The organism is Halopseudomonas xiamenensis (assembly GCF_014219065.1).
Taxonomy (GTDB): domain Bacteria; phylum Pseudomonadota; class Gammaproteobacteria; order Pseudomonadales; family Pseudomonadaceae; genus Halopseudomonas; species Halopseudomonas xiamenensis.
In genome coordinates, this window is sequence record NZ_JACLGO010000006.1 from 36,078 (window position 1) to 51,022 (window position 14,945).

The 14,945-nt window shown below is 62.4% G+C and carries 18 protein-coding genes; 3 read left to right on the top strand and 15 right to left on the bottom strand.

What is annotated here, in order from left to right; genetic code table 11:
• Positions 1 to 39 precede the first annotated feature (39 nt).
• A complete protein-coding gene (locus H6X51_RS05550) occupies positions 40 to 975 on the bottom strand; it encodes an amidohydrolase family protein (RefSeq protein ID WP_185266652.1) in 936 nt (311 codons plus the stop codon).
• A gap of 149 nt (positions 976 to 1,124) precedes the next feature.
• The gene (locus H6X51_RS05555) at positions 1,125 to 1,763 is read right to left on the bottom strand and encodes a TetR/AcrR family transcriptional regulator (protein WP_185266527.1); all 639 of its coding nucleotides are present in this window, start codon (positions 1,761 to 1,763) and stop codon (positions 1,125 to 1,127) included.
• Positions 1,764 to 1,935: 172 nt separating this feature from the next.
• Between H6X51_RS05555 and H6X51_RS05560 the strand changes: the two genes are divergently transcribed.
• The 3 genes from H6X51_RS05560 (at position 1,936) to wrbA (ending at position 4,817) form a co-directional block, all read left to right on the top strand.
• Positions 1,936 to 3,093, top strand: coding sequence for an aminotransferase class V-fold PLP-dependent enzyme (locus H6X51_RS05560; RefSeq protein ID WP_235991250.1), 1,158 nt, complete (start codon positions 1,936 to 1,938; stop codon positions 3,091 to 3,093).
• A gap of 346 nt (positions 3,094 to 3,439) precedes the next feature.
• Positions 3,440 to 4,141 (top strand): pirin family protein, encoded by a 702-nt coding sequence (locus tag H6X51_RS05565; RefSeq protein ID WP_185266528.1) that lies wholly within the window; start codon positions 3,440 to 3,442, stop codon positions 4,139 to 4,141.
• A 76-nt stretch (positions 4,142 to 4,217) separates the two neighbouring features.
• Positions 4,218 to 4,817, top strand: coding sequence for an NAD(P)H:quinone oxidoreductase (gene wrbA / locus H6X51_RS05570; RefSeq protein WP_185266529.1), 600 nt, complete (start codon positions 4,218 to 4,220; stop codon positions 4,815 to 4,817).
• 3 nt (positions 4,818 to 4,820) lie between these two features.
• Here wrbA and H6X51_RS05575 read toward each other — a convergent pair whose 3' ends face one another.
• From H6X51_RS05575 to H6X51_RS05635, 13 genes are all read right to left on the bottom strand, one after another.
• Positions 4,821 to 5,600, bottom strand: coding sequence for a TatD family hydrolase (locus tag H6X51_RS05575; protein ID WP_185266530.1), 780 nt, complete (start codon positions 5,598 to 5,600; stop codon positions 4,821 to 4,823).
• Positions 5,601 to 5,602: 2 nt separating this feature from the next.
• Complete coding sequence (locus H6X51_RS05580; protein WP_185266531.1) at positions 5,603 to 5,959, bottom strand: PilZ domain-containing protein; 357 nt, start codon at positions 5,957 to 5,959, stop codon at positions 5,603 to 5,605.
• 34 nt (positions 5,960 to 5,993) lie between these two features.
• Positions 5,994 to 6,989: a DNA polymerase III subunit delta' gene (locus H6X51_RS05585; RefSeq protein WP_185266532.1), complete on the bottom strand. Its 996-nt coding sequence runs from the start codon at positions 6,987 to 6,989 to the stop codon at positions 5,994 to 5,996.
• A complete protein-coding gene (gene tmk, locus H6X51_RS05590; protein WP_185266533.1) occupies positions 6,982 to 7,614 on the bottom strand; it encodes a dTMP kinase in 633 nt (210 codons plus the stop codon). The genes H6X51_RS05585 and tmk overlap by 8 nt, the downstream gene beginning before the upstream one ends.
• The gene (gene mltG, locus H6X51_RS05595) at positions 7,611 to 8,678 is read right to left on the bottom strand and encodes an endolytic transglycosylase MltG (RefSeq protein WP_328795627.1); all 1,068 of its coding nucleotides are present in this window, start codon (positions 8,676 to 8,678) and stop codon (positions 7,611 to 7,613) included. The genes tmk and mltG overlap by 4 nt, the downstream gene beginning before the upstream one ends.
• An 8-nt stretch (positions 8,679 to 8,686) precedes the next feature.
• The gene (pabC, locus tag H6X51_RS05600; RefSeq protein WP_185266535.1) at positions 8,687 to 9,517 is read right to left on the bottom strand and encodes an aminodeoxychorismate lyase; all 831 of its coding nucleotides are present in this window, start codon (positions 9,515 to 9,517) and stop codon (positions 8,687 to 8,689) included.
• An 11-nt stretch (positions 9,518 to 9,528) separates the two neighbouring features.
• On the bottom strand, positions 9,529 to 10,767 hold the full coding sequence (fabF, locus tag H6X51_RS05605) for a beta-ketoacyl-ACP synthase II (protein WP_185266536.1): 1,239 nt from the start codon (positions 10,765 to 10,767) through the stop codon (positions 9,529 to 9,531).
• A gap of 217 nt (positions 10,768 to 10,984) precedes the next feature.
• Positions 10,985 to 11,221, bottom strand: coding sequence for an acyl carrier protein (gene acpP / locus H6X51_RS05610; RefSeq protein ID WP_044499790.1), 237 nt, complete (start codon positions 11,219 to 11,221; stop codon positions 10,985 to 10,987).
• A gap of 179 nt (positions 11,222 to 11,400) precedes the next feature.
• Positions 11,401 to 12,144 (bottom strand): 3-oxoacyl-ACP reductase FabG, encoded by a 744-nt coding sequence (gene fabG, locus H6X51_RS05615; protein ID WP_185266537.1) that lies wholly within the window; start codon positions 12,142 to 12,144, stop codon positions 11,401 to 11,403.
• 10 nt (positions 12,145 to 12,154) lie between these two features.
• On the bottom strand, positions 12,155 to 13,093 hold the full coding sequence (gene fabD / locus H6X51_RS05620; RefSeq protein WP_185266538.1) for an ACP S-malonyltransferase: 939 nt from the start codon (positions 13,091 to 13,093) through the stop codon (positions 12,155 to 12,157).
• Between the two features lie 61 nt (positions 13,094 to 13,154).
• A complete protein-coding gene (plsX, locus tag H6X51_RS05625; protein WP_268898595.1) occupies positions 13,155 to 14,177 on the bottom strand; it encodes a phosphate acyltransferase PlsX in 1,023 nt (340 codons plus the stop codon).
• 3 nt (positions 14,178 to 14,180) lie between these two features.
• A complete protein-coding gene (rpmF, locus tag H6X51_RS05630) occupies positions 14,181 to 14,363 on the bottom strand; it encodes a 50S ribosomal protein L32 (protein WP_090538598.1) in 183 nt (60 codons plus the stop codon).
• A gap of 18 nt (positions 14,364 to 14,381) precedes the next feature.
• A complete protein-coding gene (locus H6X51_RS05635; RefSeq protein ID WP_185266539.1) occupies positions 14,382 to 14,768 on the bottom strand; it encodes a YceD family protein in 387 nt (128 codons plus the stop codon).
• Positions 14,769 to 14,945: the final 177 nt, after the last annotated feature.

The window sequence follows — 14,945 nt, forward strand, 5'->3', positions numbered from 1 at the left end:
AACGGCGCCGGAACATACCGGCGCCGTTAGCGGGGCACTTCAATCAGCTTCCGCCACTTTCTGCTTCGGCAATATCGCCAGAAAATTGCTGCTTGCTACCTTGTGCGCTACCGCTTCCGGCAAGGCATCGAGGAACACATCGAAGCTGCGCATCTGCTCACCGAGATTCCTGAAGCGCCCCACCACGTCCGAGCCGATCATGAAACGATCGGGGAAGCGTTCGACCAGTTGCAGCCACTGCGGGTCCGGCTGGCCCTGCGCATCCAGCAGGTAGGGTTCGCGCATGGTCCAGGACAGGTCGATATACAGGTTCGGATACAACCCCAGCATCCGCTCGACCTCGGTAAACAGGAACTCCAGCTTCTCCTGGTGGCGGTGAATCTCCATGCTGGTACCGGCATGCGCCCAGATGAAACGCACCTGCGGATGGTCGCGCAGCGACTCCTCCAGCTCCGGCAGGTACAGCGGATTGCGCTCGCGCTTGGAGGTGATGTTGCTGTGGATCAGCACCGGCAGGTCATGCTCGGCGGCCAGGAAGTAGATATGGTCCATGGCCTCGCTGTTGGCCCTGGGCGTATCGCCGGCGGTCAGTGCGGTCAGGTCGTCGTGGCGGGTAAACACCTCGCCGATGCCCTGCCACATGCCCGGATACATCTCCAGCATGCGGCGTAGATGCTCATCGGCATTCTTGTCATTGGGGTTGAAGCCGGACAGAAATGGATGAAAGCGCTTGCGCTGTTCTGGATCGAGCTGTTCCAGGGCGTGCGCGACTATATTGTCGGTGGCGCTGAACCAGTACACACTGGCGTCGTCGCCAGCATAGTAGCGCGGTCGCCGCGGCTCGTTCTCATGCCACTTCTTGGCTACCGGCACGCCACTGATCATCACGTGCTCGATGGAATGCGCATCCATCTGTTCCAGCAGCGCGGCCATGCCATCGGTTTCCTGGAAGAAATCGACGTAGTGCAGGTGCATGTCGGTATAGCTGTAGTCGCGTGCCTGGACCGTCAGCGCGCACAGCGCAGCGACGATGCCCAGGACTGAACGGATTGTCTGCAAGATGGGGCAACTCCTGTGTGGATCGGTCGCCCCGGTAGACCTGACGGCGACCGGCAAAGTTCAGCTCAGACCGGGTCGCCCTCCCGTCGGCGCTTGGAACGGTTACCCATGCGTACGCCGATATCCATCAGGAACTGCATATAGCCTTCCTTGTCCTCGATGAACTCCTGCCAGAATGGCGAGTGGTACATGGACATGGCACCGTGAACCAGCGCCCAGGCCGCGCAGTAATGGAAGTAGGCAGGGACATCCTCCAGCTTGCCTTCATCGATGCGTTGCTGGATGACCCCGGTCAGGTGATTGAAGTTGGACGCACGAATCCCGTGCAATTGCTCCACCAGTTCCGGCATCTGGTTGGCCTTGACCACCTTCTCTTCCAGGCGGTCGAACAGACGATAGCGCTCGGGGTCACTCATGCGGAAGGCGAAGTATTCCCGCGACAAAGCCTCGCGGTCCTTTTCGATGGTTTCCGAGTGCAGCAGTTCGGCCAGATCGCGCTCATAGTCGAGCATCAGGCGAAGATAGATCTCGGCCTTGGATTTGAAATGCTTGTAGATGGTGCCCTTGCCGATGCCGACTTCATCGGCGATCATCTCGACCGTGACGCTGTCCTCTCCCTGCTCAAGGAACAGGCGCAATGCCGCTGCCAGAATTTCCTGTTCCCGGCGACGAAACTCCCGGATCTTGCGTGATTCTTTCTGCATTTGCCTACCTGCATGAGCGTGACGGTTAGAGCGCATTATGCCAACTTCATGACCGCTTGCACACTTCTGGTACCAATATGACCGGAAATTCATCACACAATCAGCATTCCCTGTCCTTTGCCCGCAGCCACGCTATCATCAATATCAACATCGACCCGGACAGGACCTGAGCATGCTCCACGACGCCATGTGGGATGACGAGTTTCCCCACGACCCGACCATCTGTTATCTGAACCACGCCGCCGTAGCACCCTGGCCAAAGCGCGCAGCGGACGCGGTGAGTGCTTTCGCCCGGGAAAACATCCATCAGGGCGCACGTGACTATCCCCGTTGGATCCAACTGGAGCATCGGCTGCGCGGGCAACTCCAGAGCCTGCTCAACGCACCGGGCAAGGGTGATATCGCGCTGGTGAAGAATACCTCCGAGGCGCTGTCGCTGGTAGCCATGGGCCTGGACTGGACGGAAGGTGACGAGGTACTGATCAGCGATCAGGAGTTTCCCTCAAACCGCATTCCCTGGCAGGCCCTGGAGGGGCGTGGCGTCACGGTACGCCAGGTGAACCTGGACGCCAGCGACCCGGAAGCGGCATTGATCGCCGCGATGGGTCCGGCTACCCGCCTGCTCAGCATCAGCTCGGTGCAGTATGCCAGCGGCCTGCGCATGGACCTGGAGCGCCTCGGCCGCGCCTGCCGCGAACGCAATATCCTGTTCTGCGTGGACGCCATCCAGTCGTTGGGCGCCCTGCCCTTCGATGTGCAGGCCATCGACTGCGACTTCGCCATGGCCGACGGGCACAAATGGCTGCTCGGCCCGGAAGGGCTCGGCGTATTCTATTGCCGGCGCGAGGCACGCGATCGCCTCAAGCTAACCCAGTTCGGCTGGCACATGGTCGAAGCCATGGGCGACTACGATCGGGAGGACTGGACCCCGGCCAGCACCGCGCGACGCTTCGAGCCAGGCAGTCCGAATACCCTGGCGCAGCACGCCCTGTCCGCCAGTCTAGAGCTGTTACTGGAAGTCGGCATCCAGCGCATCCAGGAAGCGCTGCAACAACGTACCGCCTACCTGTTGCAATCGATCTCCAGCATCCCCGGGGCACGCATCCTCAGCCCCAGCGCACCGGAGCGCCGCGCCGGCATCGTTACCTTTACCATCAGCGGCTGCCCCAACGCCTGGCTGTTCCAGCAACTGAAGGACGGCGGCATCGTCTGCGCCGAGCGTGGAGGCGGGATTCGCTGGTCTCCGCACTTCTACACTTCCCAGCAGGTACTCGACAATGCTCTGGCCATCCTGCGCAATGCCCTGCAGCACTACAACCGGTCACGATAAGCTCGCGCAAGTTATTCCAAATGAGTTTAACCAGAAACCATTTGCGGCTGGAAATGCGGCTAAAACCGGCAATACTTAGCACATCAGGTCTCGGCATCTCCCCCCAAGTGTCGGGCCTGACAGAAACGGGCTCCGCCCGTTTCTGTATCACTCCTAATGGTCTTGACCCGAATTTCTTCCCCCGGAGTTCGGGTTTTTTTATGGGCCGGCAAACCCAAAAACATCGAATTAATAGATGCATAAATCGCAAATTATGCGCTTTTTATCCCAACAAATCTGATTGATCATGTTTGTCATCGGTTCCCACCGCATCGGTGGTGAACAACCTGAATGTGAGGGAGAAACCATGATCGAATTACGTCCCTACGCCCAACTGGGCGCAGCACAGCACGGCTGGCTGGATGCTCGCCACCATTTCTCGTTCGCCGAATACCATGATCCCAAGCGCATGCACTGGGGTCACCTGCGGGTGTGGAACGATGACATCATCGCCCCCCACTCCGGGTTTCCACCGCACCCGCACCGGGACATGGAGATCATTACCTATGTTCGCAGCGGAGCGATCAGCCATGCCGACAACCTGGGCAACAAAGGCCGCACGGTAGCCGGCGATATTCAGGTGATGAGCGCCGGTACCGGTATCACCCATAGTGAATACAACCTGGAGGACGAGGAAACCCGCATTTTCCAGATATGGATCCTGCCCGATGAGAAAGGTCTGCCGCCATCCTGGGGCACCCGGCAATTCCCCAACGCCGAGCGTGCCGGGAGCTTCATCACCCTGGCCAGCGGTATGGCCGGTGATGACGAGGATGCCCTGCGGATACGCGCCAACGCCCGGCTGGCTGCTGCCACGCTGAACAGCGGGCAGGTTGCCGAATACCACATCGCCCCCGGACGCAAGCTGTACCTGGTACCCGCCAAGGGGCGGGTCGAAGTCAACGGCGTGGTGGCCCATGCCGGCGACGGCCTGGCCATCCGCGATGAGCAGCGGCTGCGGGTGACCACCAGCGAGGATAGCGAAGTGGTGCTGGTGGACGTCGCCTGAGGCGGCCGTGTCCTACACTGCTATAACCCCATGTGAACGCCAAAGCCGGCGCTCACCAACACAGAGGAAGACTGCAATGGTCAAACTGCTTGTGCTCTATCATTCCATGTACGGTCATATCGAGACCATGGCCCAGGCTGTCGCCGAAGGCGCAGGCAAGGTCGCTGGGGTCGATGTCACCATCAAGCGCGTTCCGGAAACCATGAATGCCGAGGCGTTTGCCGCGGCGGGCGGCAAGACCGAACAGGCGGCCGCCATAGCCAGTCCGGCCGAACTGGCCGACTATGACGCCATCATCTTCGGCACGCCGACCCGTTTCGGCAACATGTCCGGACAGATGCGCAACTTCCTCGACCAGACCGGCGGGTTGTGGGCCAAGGGTGCGCTGGCCGGCAAGGTCGCCAGTGTGTTCACCTCCACCGGTACCGGTGGCGGCCAGGAGATGACCATCACCTCGACCTGGACCACCCTGGCGCACCACGGCATGGTGATAGTACCGATCGGCTATACCACCCCGGCGCTGTTCGATGTATCCCAGGTAGGTGGCGGTACGCCCTACGGCGCCTCGACCATCGCCGGTGGTGACGGCTCACGTCAGCCCGACGAGCGCGAGCTGGGCATCGCCCGCCATCAGGGCGAGCATGTGGCGAAGATCGCCAGCAAGCTCAAGAGCTGAGGGTCAGTTGGCGGCCAGGGGGAACAGCCGGTGGAAGTTGGCCGTGGTGTTCTCCCACAGGGTCTGCTCCGACTCGCCACGCACCTCGGCCAGCGCCGCCGCCACTTCACGGACGAACTGCGGCTCGTTCGGCTTGCCGCGGTGCGGTACCGGCGCCAGGTAGGGTGAGTCGGTTTCCACCAGCAGGCGGTCTGCAGGCACCCGCCGGGCCACCTCGCGAAGCGCCTCGGCATTGCGGAAGGTGACGATGCCGGACAGGGAAATGTAGTAGCCCATGTCCAGGGCGGCCCGAGCCATGTCCCAGTCCTCGGTAAAGCAGTGCAACACCCCGGCCTGCGGCAGATCGGCCTCACGCAACAGCTGCAGGGTATCGGCGCGGGCTTCGCGGGTATGGATGATCACCGGCTTGCCGGTCTGGCGTGCCGCCTGCAGATGGCAGCGGAACGATTCCTGCTGCGCCTCGGCCATGTCCGGCTGGTAGTGATAATCCAGCCCGGTCTCACCGATCGCCACTACCCGAGGATGATCCAGCGCCTGCAGCAGCCAGGCAAGGTCGGTGGCCTGGTTGCGACTCAGGTCCAGCGGGTGGATACCCACGCTGCACCACACATCCGGGTAGCGCTCGGCCAGTTGCTTGACCACCGGAGCATTGGCCGCATCCACGCCGATACACAGGAACTTGCCTACCCCTCTGGCACGGGCGGCGTCCAGGGCGTTGTCAAGGCTGCCGTCATGGGCAGCGAGGTCGAGGCGGTCGAGATGGCAATGGGAATCTATCAGCATGGTCACATGGTATGGGTCGGGCGGTCGGACTTGAGCGCGCCGGCCAGGTAGGTTTCGATCTTGCTGCGGGCGGTGTTGTCCTGATCACTGAACTGCACACCGATACCCGCTGCGCGGTTGCCCTGCGCGCCCCTGGGCGTGATCCAGATGACCTTGCCGGCCACCGGGATCTTTTCCGGCTCTTCCATCAGATTGAGCAGGATGAACACTTCATCACCCAATCGGTAGGACTTGTTGGTGGGGATGAACATCCCACCATGCTTGACGAAAGGCATATAGGCGGCATACAGCACCGACTTGTCCTTGATGGTCAGTGACAGAATGCCGTTGCGGGGTCCTGGCGCAGTCGCGGTGTTCATAACGTGGTCCTTGTGTGTACTCGGCGGATTCAGGTTAGCGTCTTTCCATCAGCTGTTGCCAGCGGATCAGCAATGTCTCGATGAACAACACCCGATTCAGGTTGGCCTTGCCCAGCAGCATGCCGCGGTGCTCCAGCAACCAGCTCTGCCAGTCCAGCAGCGCCGGCACCTGTACCTGCCGCGCCATCCAGGGCAGCACCTTGTCCATATCGGCATTGGCCGGCGTGTCACAGGCGCCGGTCTTCAGCCGCAGCAGATCCAGCGTCCAGTCGCAGAACCAGTCGGCCAGCAGCTCCAGCGGCAGGTTCGGCCAACGCTCGGCCAGTTGCGAGGCCGACTGCTGGTTCTTCAGCAGCGCCTTGACGCCCTCTACCACCTGTTCGCGCAGGCTGGCGGCGTCCATCTCATGCAGTGCCAGCGCCCGCAGCGGTGCGCCACCGGCCATCAGCAGCAGGGCGGCGTGTTGCCCTGCGTCCAGCTGCGGCAGGTGCTCAGCCAGCCAGCCCATGGCCTGCTCATAACTCGGTGTCGGTAGTGCCTGTACCCGGCAACGACTGCGGATGGTCGGCAGCAGCCGGCTGGGCTGATCGCTGACCAGCAGCAGATAGGTCTCCGCCGAGGGCTCCTCCAGCGACTTGAGCAGCGCGTTGGCCGCGTTCAGGTTCATCGCCTCGGCCGGGTGCAGGATGATCACCTTGCGCCCGCCCTGCTGCGCCGTCTGCCCCATGAAGTCCGCCAGTCGCCGAACGGCGTCGATGCGAATGGCCTTGCCCTGCTCCTCCGGCTCGACCACCAGCCGGTCCGGATGGCTGCCGGCCTGGCGTAACTGACAACTGCGACAATGGCCGCAGGCACGTCCGGCATCCGGCTGCAGGCACAGCAGGCTGGCGGCGAAAGCCTCGGCGAACAGGCGCTTGCCGACACCCGGCAGGCCACCGAACAGGTAGGCGTGCGCATGCCGGGTCCGGGCGGTCAGTCCATCCCACACCGGCAGATGCCAGGGACAGGGCAATACCGCCGGCTCAGCCATGGCTGCGCTCCAGTACTTCGTCGATCAGCGGCTGCATGGCCTGGCGCACCTGATCCAGATCGCCACTGGCATCGATCACCCGGTAGCGCTGCGGGTCGGCTGCGGCGCGCTGCAGGTAGGTCTCCCTGACGCTTTCGAAGAAGCGCTGCTGCTCCTGCTCGAAGCGGTCCAGTTCACTGCGGGCCCGGGCCCGGGCCATGCCCAGCTCCACCGGCACATCGAACACGATGACCATGTCCGGGCGCAGATCGCCCTGCACCCAGTCCTCCAGCACCGCGATACGCTGCGGATCGATGCCGCGCCCGCCGCCCTGGTAGGCATAGGTGGCATCGGTGAAACGGTCACTGATGACCACCCTGCCCTGCGCCAGCGCCGGGCGGATCAGGCTGTTCAGATGCTGGGCACGGGCAGCGAACATCAGCAGCAGCTCGGCATCGGCGTGCATGGGCTCCTCGTGCATGCTCAGCAGCACATCGCGGATACGCTCGGCCACCGGAGTGCCGCCGGGCTCGCGGGTGATCAGCGGTGCACAGCCGCGCTCCGCCAGGGCCTGGGCGAACACCTTGAGGTTGGTCGATTTGCCGGCGCCTTCCGGGCCTTCGAAGGTGATGAACAGTCCGCTCATTCGGCAGCCTCGCTGTCTACTGGCACCGCCGGTGGCGGGCTGGAACGATAGTTGGGTGCCCGCCGCAGAATCTGGTAATGGCGCACCGCCCGGTTGTGCTGCTGCAAGGTCTCGGAAAACACATGGGAGCCGTCGCCGCGGGCAACGAAGAACAGCGTCTTGCCTGGCGTCGGATTGACCGCCGCCAGCAGCGAGTCGCGCCCGGGCATGGCAATCGGCGTCGGCGGCAGGCCGTCGATGGTGTAGGTATTGTACGGCGTCGCCTGGCGCAGGTCGCTGCGGCGGATATTGCCCTGCCAGCTTTCGCCCATGCCGTAGATCACCGTCGGGTCGGTCTGCAGGCGCATGCCCTTGTGCAGACGACGGGTGAACACCCCCGCGATCTCGCCGCGCTCGTGCGGCACCCCGGTCTCCTTCTCGATGATCGAGGCCAGGATCAGCGCTTCGTAGGGGCTGTTGATCGGCAACCCTTCGGCACGCTGCTCCCAGGCTTCGGCCAGCACCCGCTGCATGCGTTCATGGGCGCGCTTGAGAATATCCCGGTCGCTCATGCCCAGGGTATACAGATAGGTATCGGGGAAGAACAGTCCCTCCGGGTGACCCTCGGCCAACGCCAGCTCGGCTGCCACCTGATCGTTGCTCCACTCCCGCGGCAAGGTCTGTTCCAGGCGTTCGGCCCGGGCCAGGGCATCGCGGAACTGGCTGAAATTCCAGCCCTCCACCAGGGTGATGCTGCGCTGCACCACTTCCCCACGCTGCAGCACATCCAGCAGCCGGAGGACGGTCATGCCGGGTTCGAGCCGGTATTCGCCGGTGTGCAGCACGGTGTCAGGCATCTGCCATTGCCAGTAGCGCCTGATCCAGCCGGCACGCTGGATAACACCGCGGCTCTCCAGGCCACTGAGCACCCGTGCCGGCGTGCTGCCTGGCGGTACATCCAGGGTGTCGGCAACCTCGATCTGCAGCGGCTGGTTCAATGTCGCCTGCAGGGTGAAATAGCCCCACGCGCCAGCCCCGATAACGAGAACCGACATAAAAACAATAAGTAAGCTTACAAATTTGATAAAAGACTTCAACTAAAGACCTGCTTTGCCAGGGTTTGCGCGAGCCGCGTATGCGGGCCGACCGGCCAGCGATGTCCGTCCAACCCCACGATCGGCCAGACGCCGAACACGCTGTTGCAACAGAATACCTCCCGGGCCGCCAACAGCTCGTCGAGATCGATCCGGCGCTCGACAACCGGGTCTCCCCGGCCGGCCAGCTGCTGCATCAGGTAATCACGCATCACACCACGTACGCCACATCGATCGAGCACTGGCGTGACCCAGGCATCGTCGAGCCGAATGAACAGATTGCTCATGGTGCACTCGACCGGGTGACCGGCCAGATCGCACACCAGCCCTTCGGCATGTCCGGCATCCTGCCATTCGCTGCGCGCCAGCACCTGCTCCAGCCGATTGAGATGCTTGAGGCCGGCCAGCAGCGGCTGATAACCCAGGCGCGTGGCACAGGGATACAGGACGATGCCCTGCTCGGCATTGTGCGGCGGATAGTCGGGCAGCGGCGAGGATTGCAGGATGCGGGTCGGCGCTGACTGCGACGGCATGGCGTAACCGCGCTGGGATTCGCCACGGGTAATGGTCAGCTTGAGCAGTCCGCTGCCGATCTGCACAGCGCAGGCAGTGACCTCGTCACGCAGCAACTGCAGGTCCAGCGGCAGGCGCAGCACTGTCGCACCCTGCGCCAGGCGCTGAAAATGCAGATCCAGCAGCGGCGCAACCCCAGCACTTACCCGTATGGTTTCGAACAACCCGTCACCGTAGGCCAGGCCGCGATCCCGAACCGAGACCAGGCTACCTGGCATACCATTGACCAGGCAGTTGGTGTCGGTCGGGGTGGCCATCCGGCTATCCATCAGAGTCGGCGAAACACCAGGCTGCCGTTGGTGCCACCGAAGCCGAAGGAGTTGGATACGGCCACATCCAGCTTGCGCGACTGCGCCTCATGGGCGACGTAGTCGAGATTGCAGCCTTCACCCGGGTTGTCCAGGTTGATGGTCGGCGGTGCCGCCTGGTCGCGCAGGGCCAGCACACTGAAGATCGCCTCGACTGCACCGGCGGCACCGAGCAGGTGGCCGGTCATGGATTTGGTCGAACTCATCGCCAACGAGCGGGCATGCTCACCGAAGACACTTTCCACCGCGCGGGTCTCGGCCAGATCGCCGGCCAGGGTCGAGGTGCCGTGGGCATTGATGTAACCCACCTGTTCTACATCGATACCGGCGTCACGCAGGGCATTGCCCATGCACATCGCCGCTCCGCGGCCATCTTCCGGTGGTGCGGTCATGTGGTAACCGTCGCCACTCATGCCGAAACCGATCAGCTCGGCATGGATATGCGCGCCACGCGCCTTGGCGTGCTCGTACTCTTCCAGCACCATGGCGCCGGCGCCATCCGACAGTACGAAACCATCGCGCTCACTGTCCCAGGGACGACTGGCCTTCTGCGGCTCGTCATTGCGCGTCGACAGCGCGCGGGCAGCACTGAAGCCACCCAGGCCCAGGCCGCTGGTGGCCATTTCCGAACCACCGGCGATCATCACGTCCGCTTCGCCGTAGGCGATGTTGCGCGCCGCCATGCCGATGCTGTGCGTGCCCGTGGTGCAGGCCGTGGTCAGGGCATAGTTCGGACCACGCAGTCCGTACTGGATCGACAGGTAGCCGGCGACCATGTTGACGATCGAACCGGGTACGAAGAACGGGGAGATGCGCCGCGGACCGCTGTTGAGCAGCAATTCGTGGTTATGCTCGATATTGGTCAGCCCGCCGATACCCGACCCCATGGACACGCCGATGCGGTCGCGGTTGGCATCGCTGATTTCCAGGCCCGACTCGTTCAGCGCCTGCATGCAGGCCGCGATACCGTACTGGATGAACAGATCCAGCTTGCGCGCCTCCTTGGCGGTCATGTACGGCTCGATCTCGAAACCGCGGATCGAACCACCGAAGCGAGTGCTGAAGGCGCTCACGTCCATATGTTCAATGGGGGCGATGCCGCTTTTGCCTGCCAAAGCTGCCTGCCAGCTGCTTTCAACCGTATTGCCGAGCGGGCTCAACATACCCAGGCCGGTTACCACGACGCGTCTACGCGACAAAGGAGACTCCTTAATTCAACTCTTCTGACAGCGGGCTATTGTCCGCATAAAGGGCCGGCGCGGCAACTGAATGATGCTCCGACAACCGTCACCCCTTGTTTCCACCGGAGTGCAGGGCACCCACGGGATGACAGTCGGGGAATGGCAGGCCATAAAAAAAGCCGCAGTTCCGATACCAGGACTGCGGCTTCTTTCGACCTGCAAGCAGACTGCGTGATTACTTCTGATGCGCGTTCACGTAGTTGATTGCTTCTTGCACGGTGGTGATCTTCTCGGCTTCTTCATCCGGAATCTCGGTCTCGAATTCTTCTTCGAGAGCCATCACCAGCTCAACGGTGTCCAGGGAGTCAGCGCCAAGATCTTCAACAAAGGAAGCACTGTTGGTTACTTCTTCTTCTTTGACGCCGAGTTGTTCGGCAACAATTTTCTTGACGCGCTCTTCGATGGTACTCATACCTTGTTCTCACTCCTAATTTGCAGTTCCGAAAGCCGGACTGCGGGTAGTTTATAGAAAGAATTCCCGAGTTTTCAAGCTGGAAATGCTTCTGTGCTGAAACGGCCCGGCCCAGACAGCTCGCACCGGGTCGCTTCTCAACCAGTCAAACTCCATTGGCAACCCTAAGGTGCCGGAGTTTAACCCATGAACATACCGCCATTCACCGGAATGGTTGCCCCGGTGATATATCCAGCCGGCTCACCGGCAAGAAACGCCACCACTGCGGCAATTTCCTCGGCCTGGCCGAGGCGCCCCAGCGGAATCTGTTCGAGCATGACCGACCGCTGGTTGTCATTCAGTGCGCGGGTCATGTCGGTATCGATGAACCCGGGCGCCACCGCATTGACGGTGATACCGCGGGAACCCACCTCGCGGGCCAGTGCCCGGGCGAAGCCTTCCATGCCGGCCTTGGCGGCAGCATAGTTGGATTGCCCGCCATTGCCCATGCCGGCGACCACCGAACTGATGCAGATGATACGCCCCCAGCGGGCCTTGGTCATACCGCGCAGCACGGCCTTGGACAAACGGTAGACCGAGCCCAGGTTGGTGCTGATGACATCGTCCCACTCATCGTCTTTCATGCGCATAAGCAGGTTATCGGCGGTGATACCGGCATTATTGACCAGAATCGCCGGTGCAGCATACTCGCTGGCAATGCGCTCCAGCACCTCGCTCACCGAGGCCGGGTCACGTACATCCAGCTTCATGCCGGTACCCTGGCAGCCCGCCGCAGACAGCTTTTCGGCAATCGAGGCCGCACCCGCATCACTGGTGGCGGTACCGACCACGATGGCGCCCTGGGCTGCCAGGGCATGGGCGATGGCCTGCCCGATTCCGCGACTGGCACCGGTAACCAGCGCCACCTTTCCTTCCAGACTCATATCGATCTCCTTAGGCAAACTGGGCCAGAGCTGCGGCAAAGCCGTCCACACTGTCCAGGTTGTGAGTCGCAACACCTTTGGCGCAGCGCTTGTTCAGGCCCGACAACACCTTGCCGGGGCCACATTCGATCAGGTCGGTAACGCCCTGCGCAGCCATGTACTCGATACTCTCGACCCAGCGCACCGGACTGTACAGCTGCTCGACCAGCTGCTGGCGCAGCGCATCCAGATCCGCCGCCGGGCGGGCGCTGACGTTCTGCACCAGGGTGATCTGCGGCGCCTGCCAGCTCAGTTCGGCGAAGTCCCGAGCCAGTTGCTCGGCCGCCGGCTGCATCAGCGCGCAGTGCGACGGCACGCTGACCGGCAGACCGATTGCACGCTTGGCCCCAGCCGCCTTGCAGGCGTCGATGGCACGCTGCACCGCGGCCGCCTGACCGGCGATGACCACCTGCCCGGGAGCATTGAAGTTCACCGCACTGACCACCTCGCCCTGCGCCGCCTCGCCACACAGCTGGATGATCTGCTCATCGCTCAGCCCCAGGATCGCCGCCATGGCACCCTCACCTTCCGGCACCGCCTGCTGCATCAGCTGCCCGCGGCGCTCGACCAGGCGCAGCGCCTCGGCGAAACCAATCACCCCGGCGGCGACCAGAGCGGAGTACTCCCCCAGGCTGTGACCAGCGACAAATGCCGGACGCGCGGCGGAATTGGCCACCCACAGGCGCCATAGAGCAACGGAAGCAGCCAGGATCGCCGGCTGGGTGCGATCAGTCCGGTTCAGCTCAGCTTCCGGCCCATTCTGGCACAGCTGCCATAGATCGTATCCAAGCGCATCGGCGGCCTCGGCAAAGGTCTCGCCGATCAGGCTGTGCTGTTCGGCCAGCCCGGCGAGCATGCCGATCGCCTGGGAGCCCTGCCCGGGAAATACGAATGCGAGGGTTTGAGTCATGCAGCTTTCCTCATTTATCAATGAAATAATTCCGTCTAGGATGACCAGGCAGTCATGCAGGTCACAACAGTTCGTCCCGGCAACGCGCCAGCCGGGCGGCAATGCGCTGCGGCATATCCGACTCGCAGGCACGCACTGCCTGCCTGATAGCCACCTCGAAGGCGTGCTGGCCGGCATTGCCATGGCTCTTGACCACCACTCCCCGCAACCCCAGCAGACTGACGCCATTGTACTGGTGCGGATCCAGTCGTCGCCCCATGGGCTTGAGTGCGCGGCGCAGCAATGGCGCCATCAACCGCAGCAGCAGATTGCTGGCCAATGCCCGACGCATCTCGTCCTGCATGTAATCCGCCAGGCCTTCACTGGCCTTGAGCACCACGTTGCCGACAAAGCCGTCACAGACCACCACATCGGCCCGATCATGGAACAGCTCGTTACCTTCTATATGGCCAATGTAGTTCAACGAGCGACTGTCACGCAGTAGCTCGGACACCTCACGCACCCGCAACGAGCCCTTGTTGATCTCACTGCCGATATTCAGCAGGCCGACCCGGGGCCGTTCGATACCGGTCAGCTCAGACACCGCCTCGGAGCCCATCACCGCGAACTCGAACAACTGGCGCGCACTGCAGTCGACATTGGCACCCAGGTCCAGCACATGGCAGAACTTGCCAGCCACCGGCAACGCCGCCATGATCGCCGGCCGCTGGATACCTTCCACCGTACCCAGCAGGGTCTTGGCCAGCACCATCAGTGCCCCGGTATTGCCAGCGCTGAGACAGCCGTCGGCATGACCGTCGCGCACCTGCTCGATAGCCACGCGCATGGACGCATCGCGCTTGCTGCGCAGCACGCTGGCAGGCAGATCATCGGCAAGAATGGTTTCGGAAGTATGAACGAAGCTGACACGATCGCCAGGCATGGGATGTTCGGCGCAGAGGCTAGTCATGGGCTCGGGAGAACCGACCAGAATGACCTTGAACCCGGGAATCTGCTGGAGGCAGCGGGCAACAGCGGGGATAATGCAGCGGGGACCGAAGTCCCCGCCCATCACATCAATCGCTAAGCGGACTGACGTGGACAAGACTTATTCGTCGTTGTCCTTGTTGACCACCTGACGGCCACGATAGAAGCCATCCGGGGACACGTGGTGACGAAGATGAGTCTCGCCGGTAGTTTGATCTACGGACAGTGCCGCGCCGGTCAGTGCGTCATGCGAACGACGCATGCCACGTGCGGAACGAGACTTTTTGTTCTGCTGTACAGCCATGACTTTAAGCTCCTAAGCTCAGGTATCGCGTTTCAACTTGGCCAGCACACTAAAGGGGTTGGGCTTTTCAGCTTCTTCCTCAGGCTCCGCCGTATCAGGCTGATAGCCTGGCGGGTGCTGACATGTTCCCATCGGATGCATCGGAACCGCCGGCAGTGCCAGCAGCAGTTCATCCTCGATCAACGCATGCAGATCGAGCGCCTCTTCATCCACAATAACCGGTTCATAGTGCCGGGGCAGGTTTTTCGCCGCCTCGTCACTTGCCACAAATCCCACATCACATTCGGCATCCAGTGCCAGCACCACCTGTTCCAGGCAGCGCTGACAGATCTGCGCGACCTCGACCCGGTAATGCCCGTGCATGGCACTGACGCCCTGCTCGTCCCGCGCAAAGGACAGCTCCACCTGGACATCTCCAGCAGGAGCGTCAAGCAAGGCGCTGAGGCGGGGCATCTTGGCGGTGGGTACGATCCCTTTCAGGACGATTCCACGGTCAACCAGCCGACGCGGCTCTATGTGTGCAGGTATGGGTCCAGACATAAGCGCGCAATTCTAGGCACCAAGGGTGCCGCTGTCAAAACT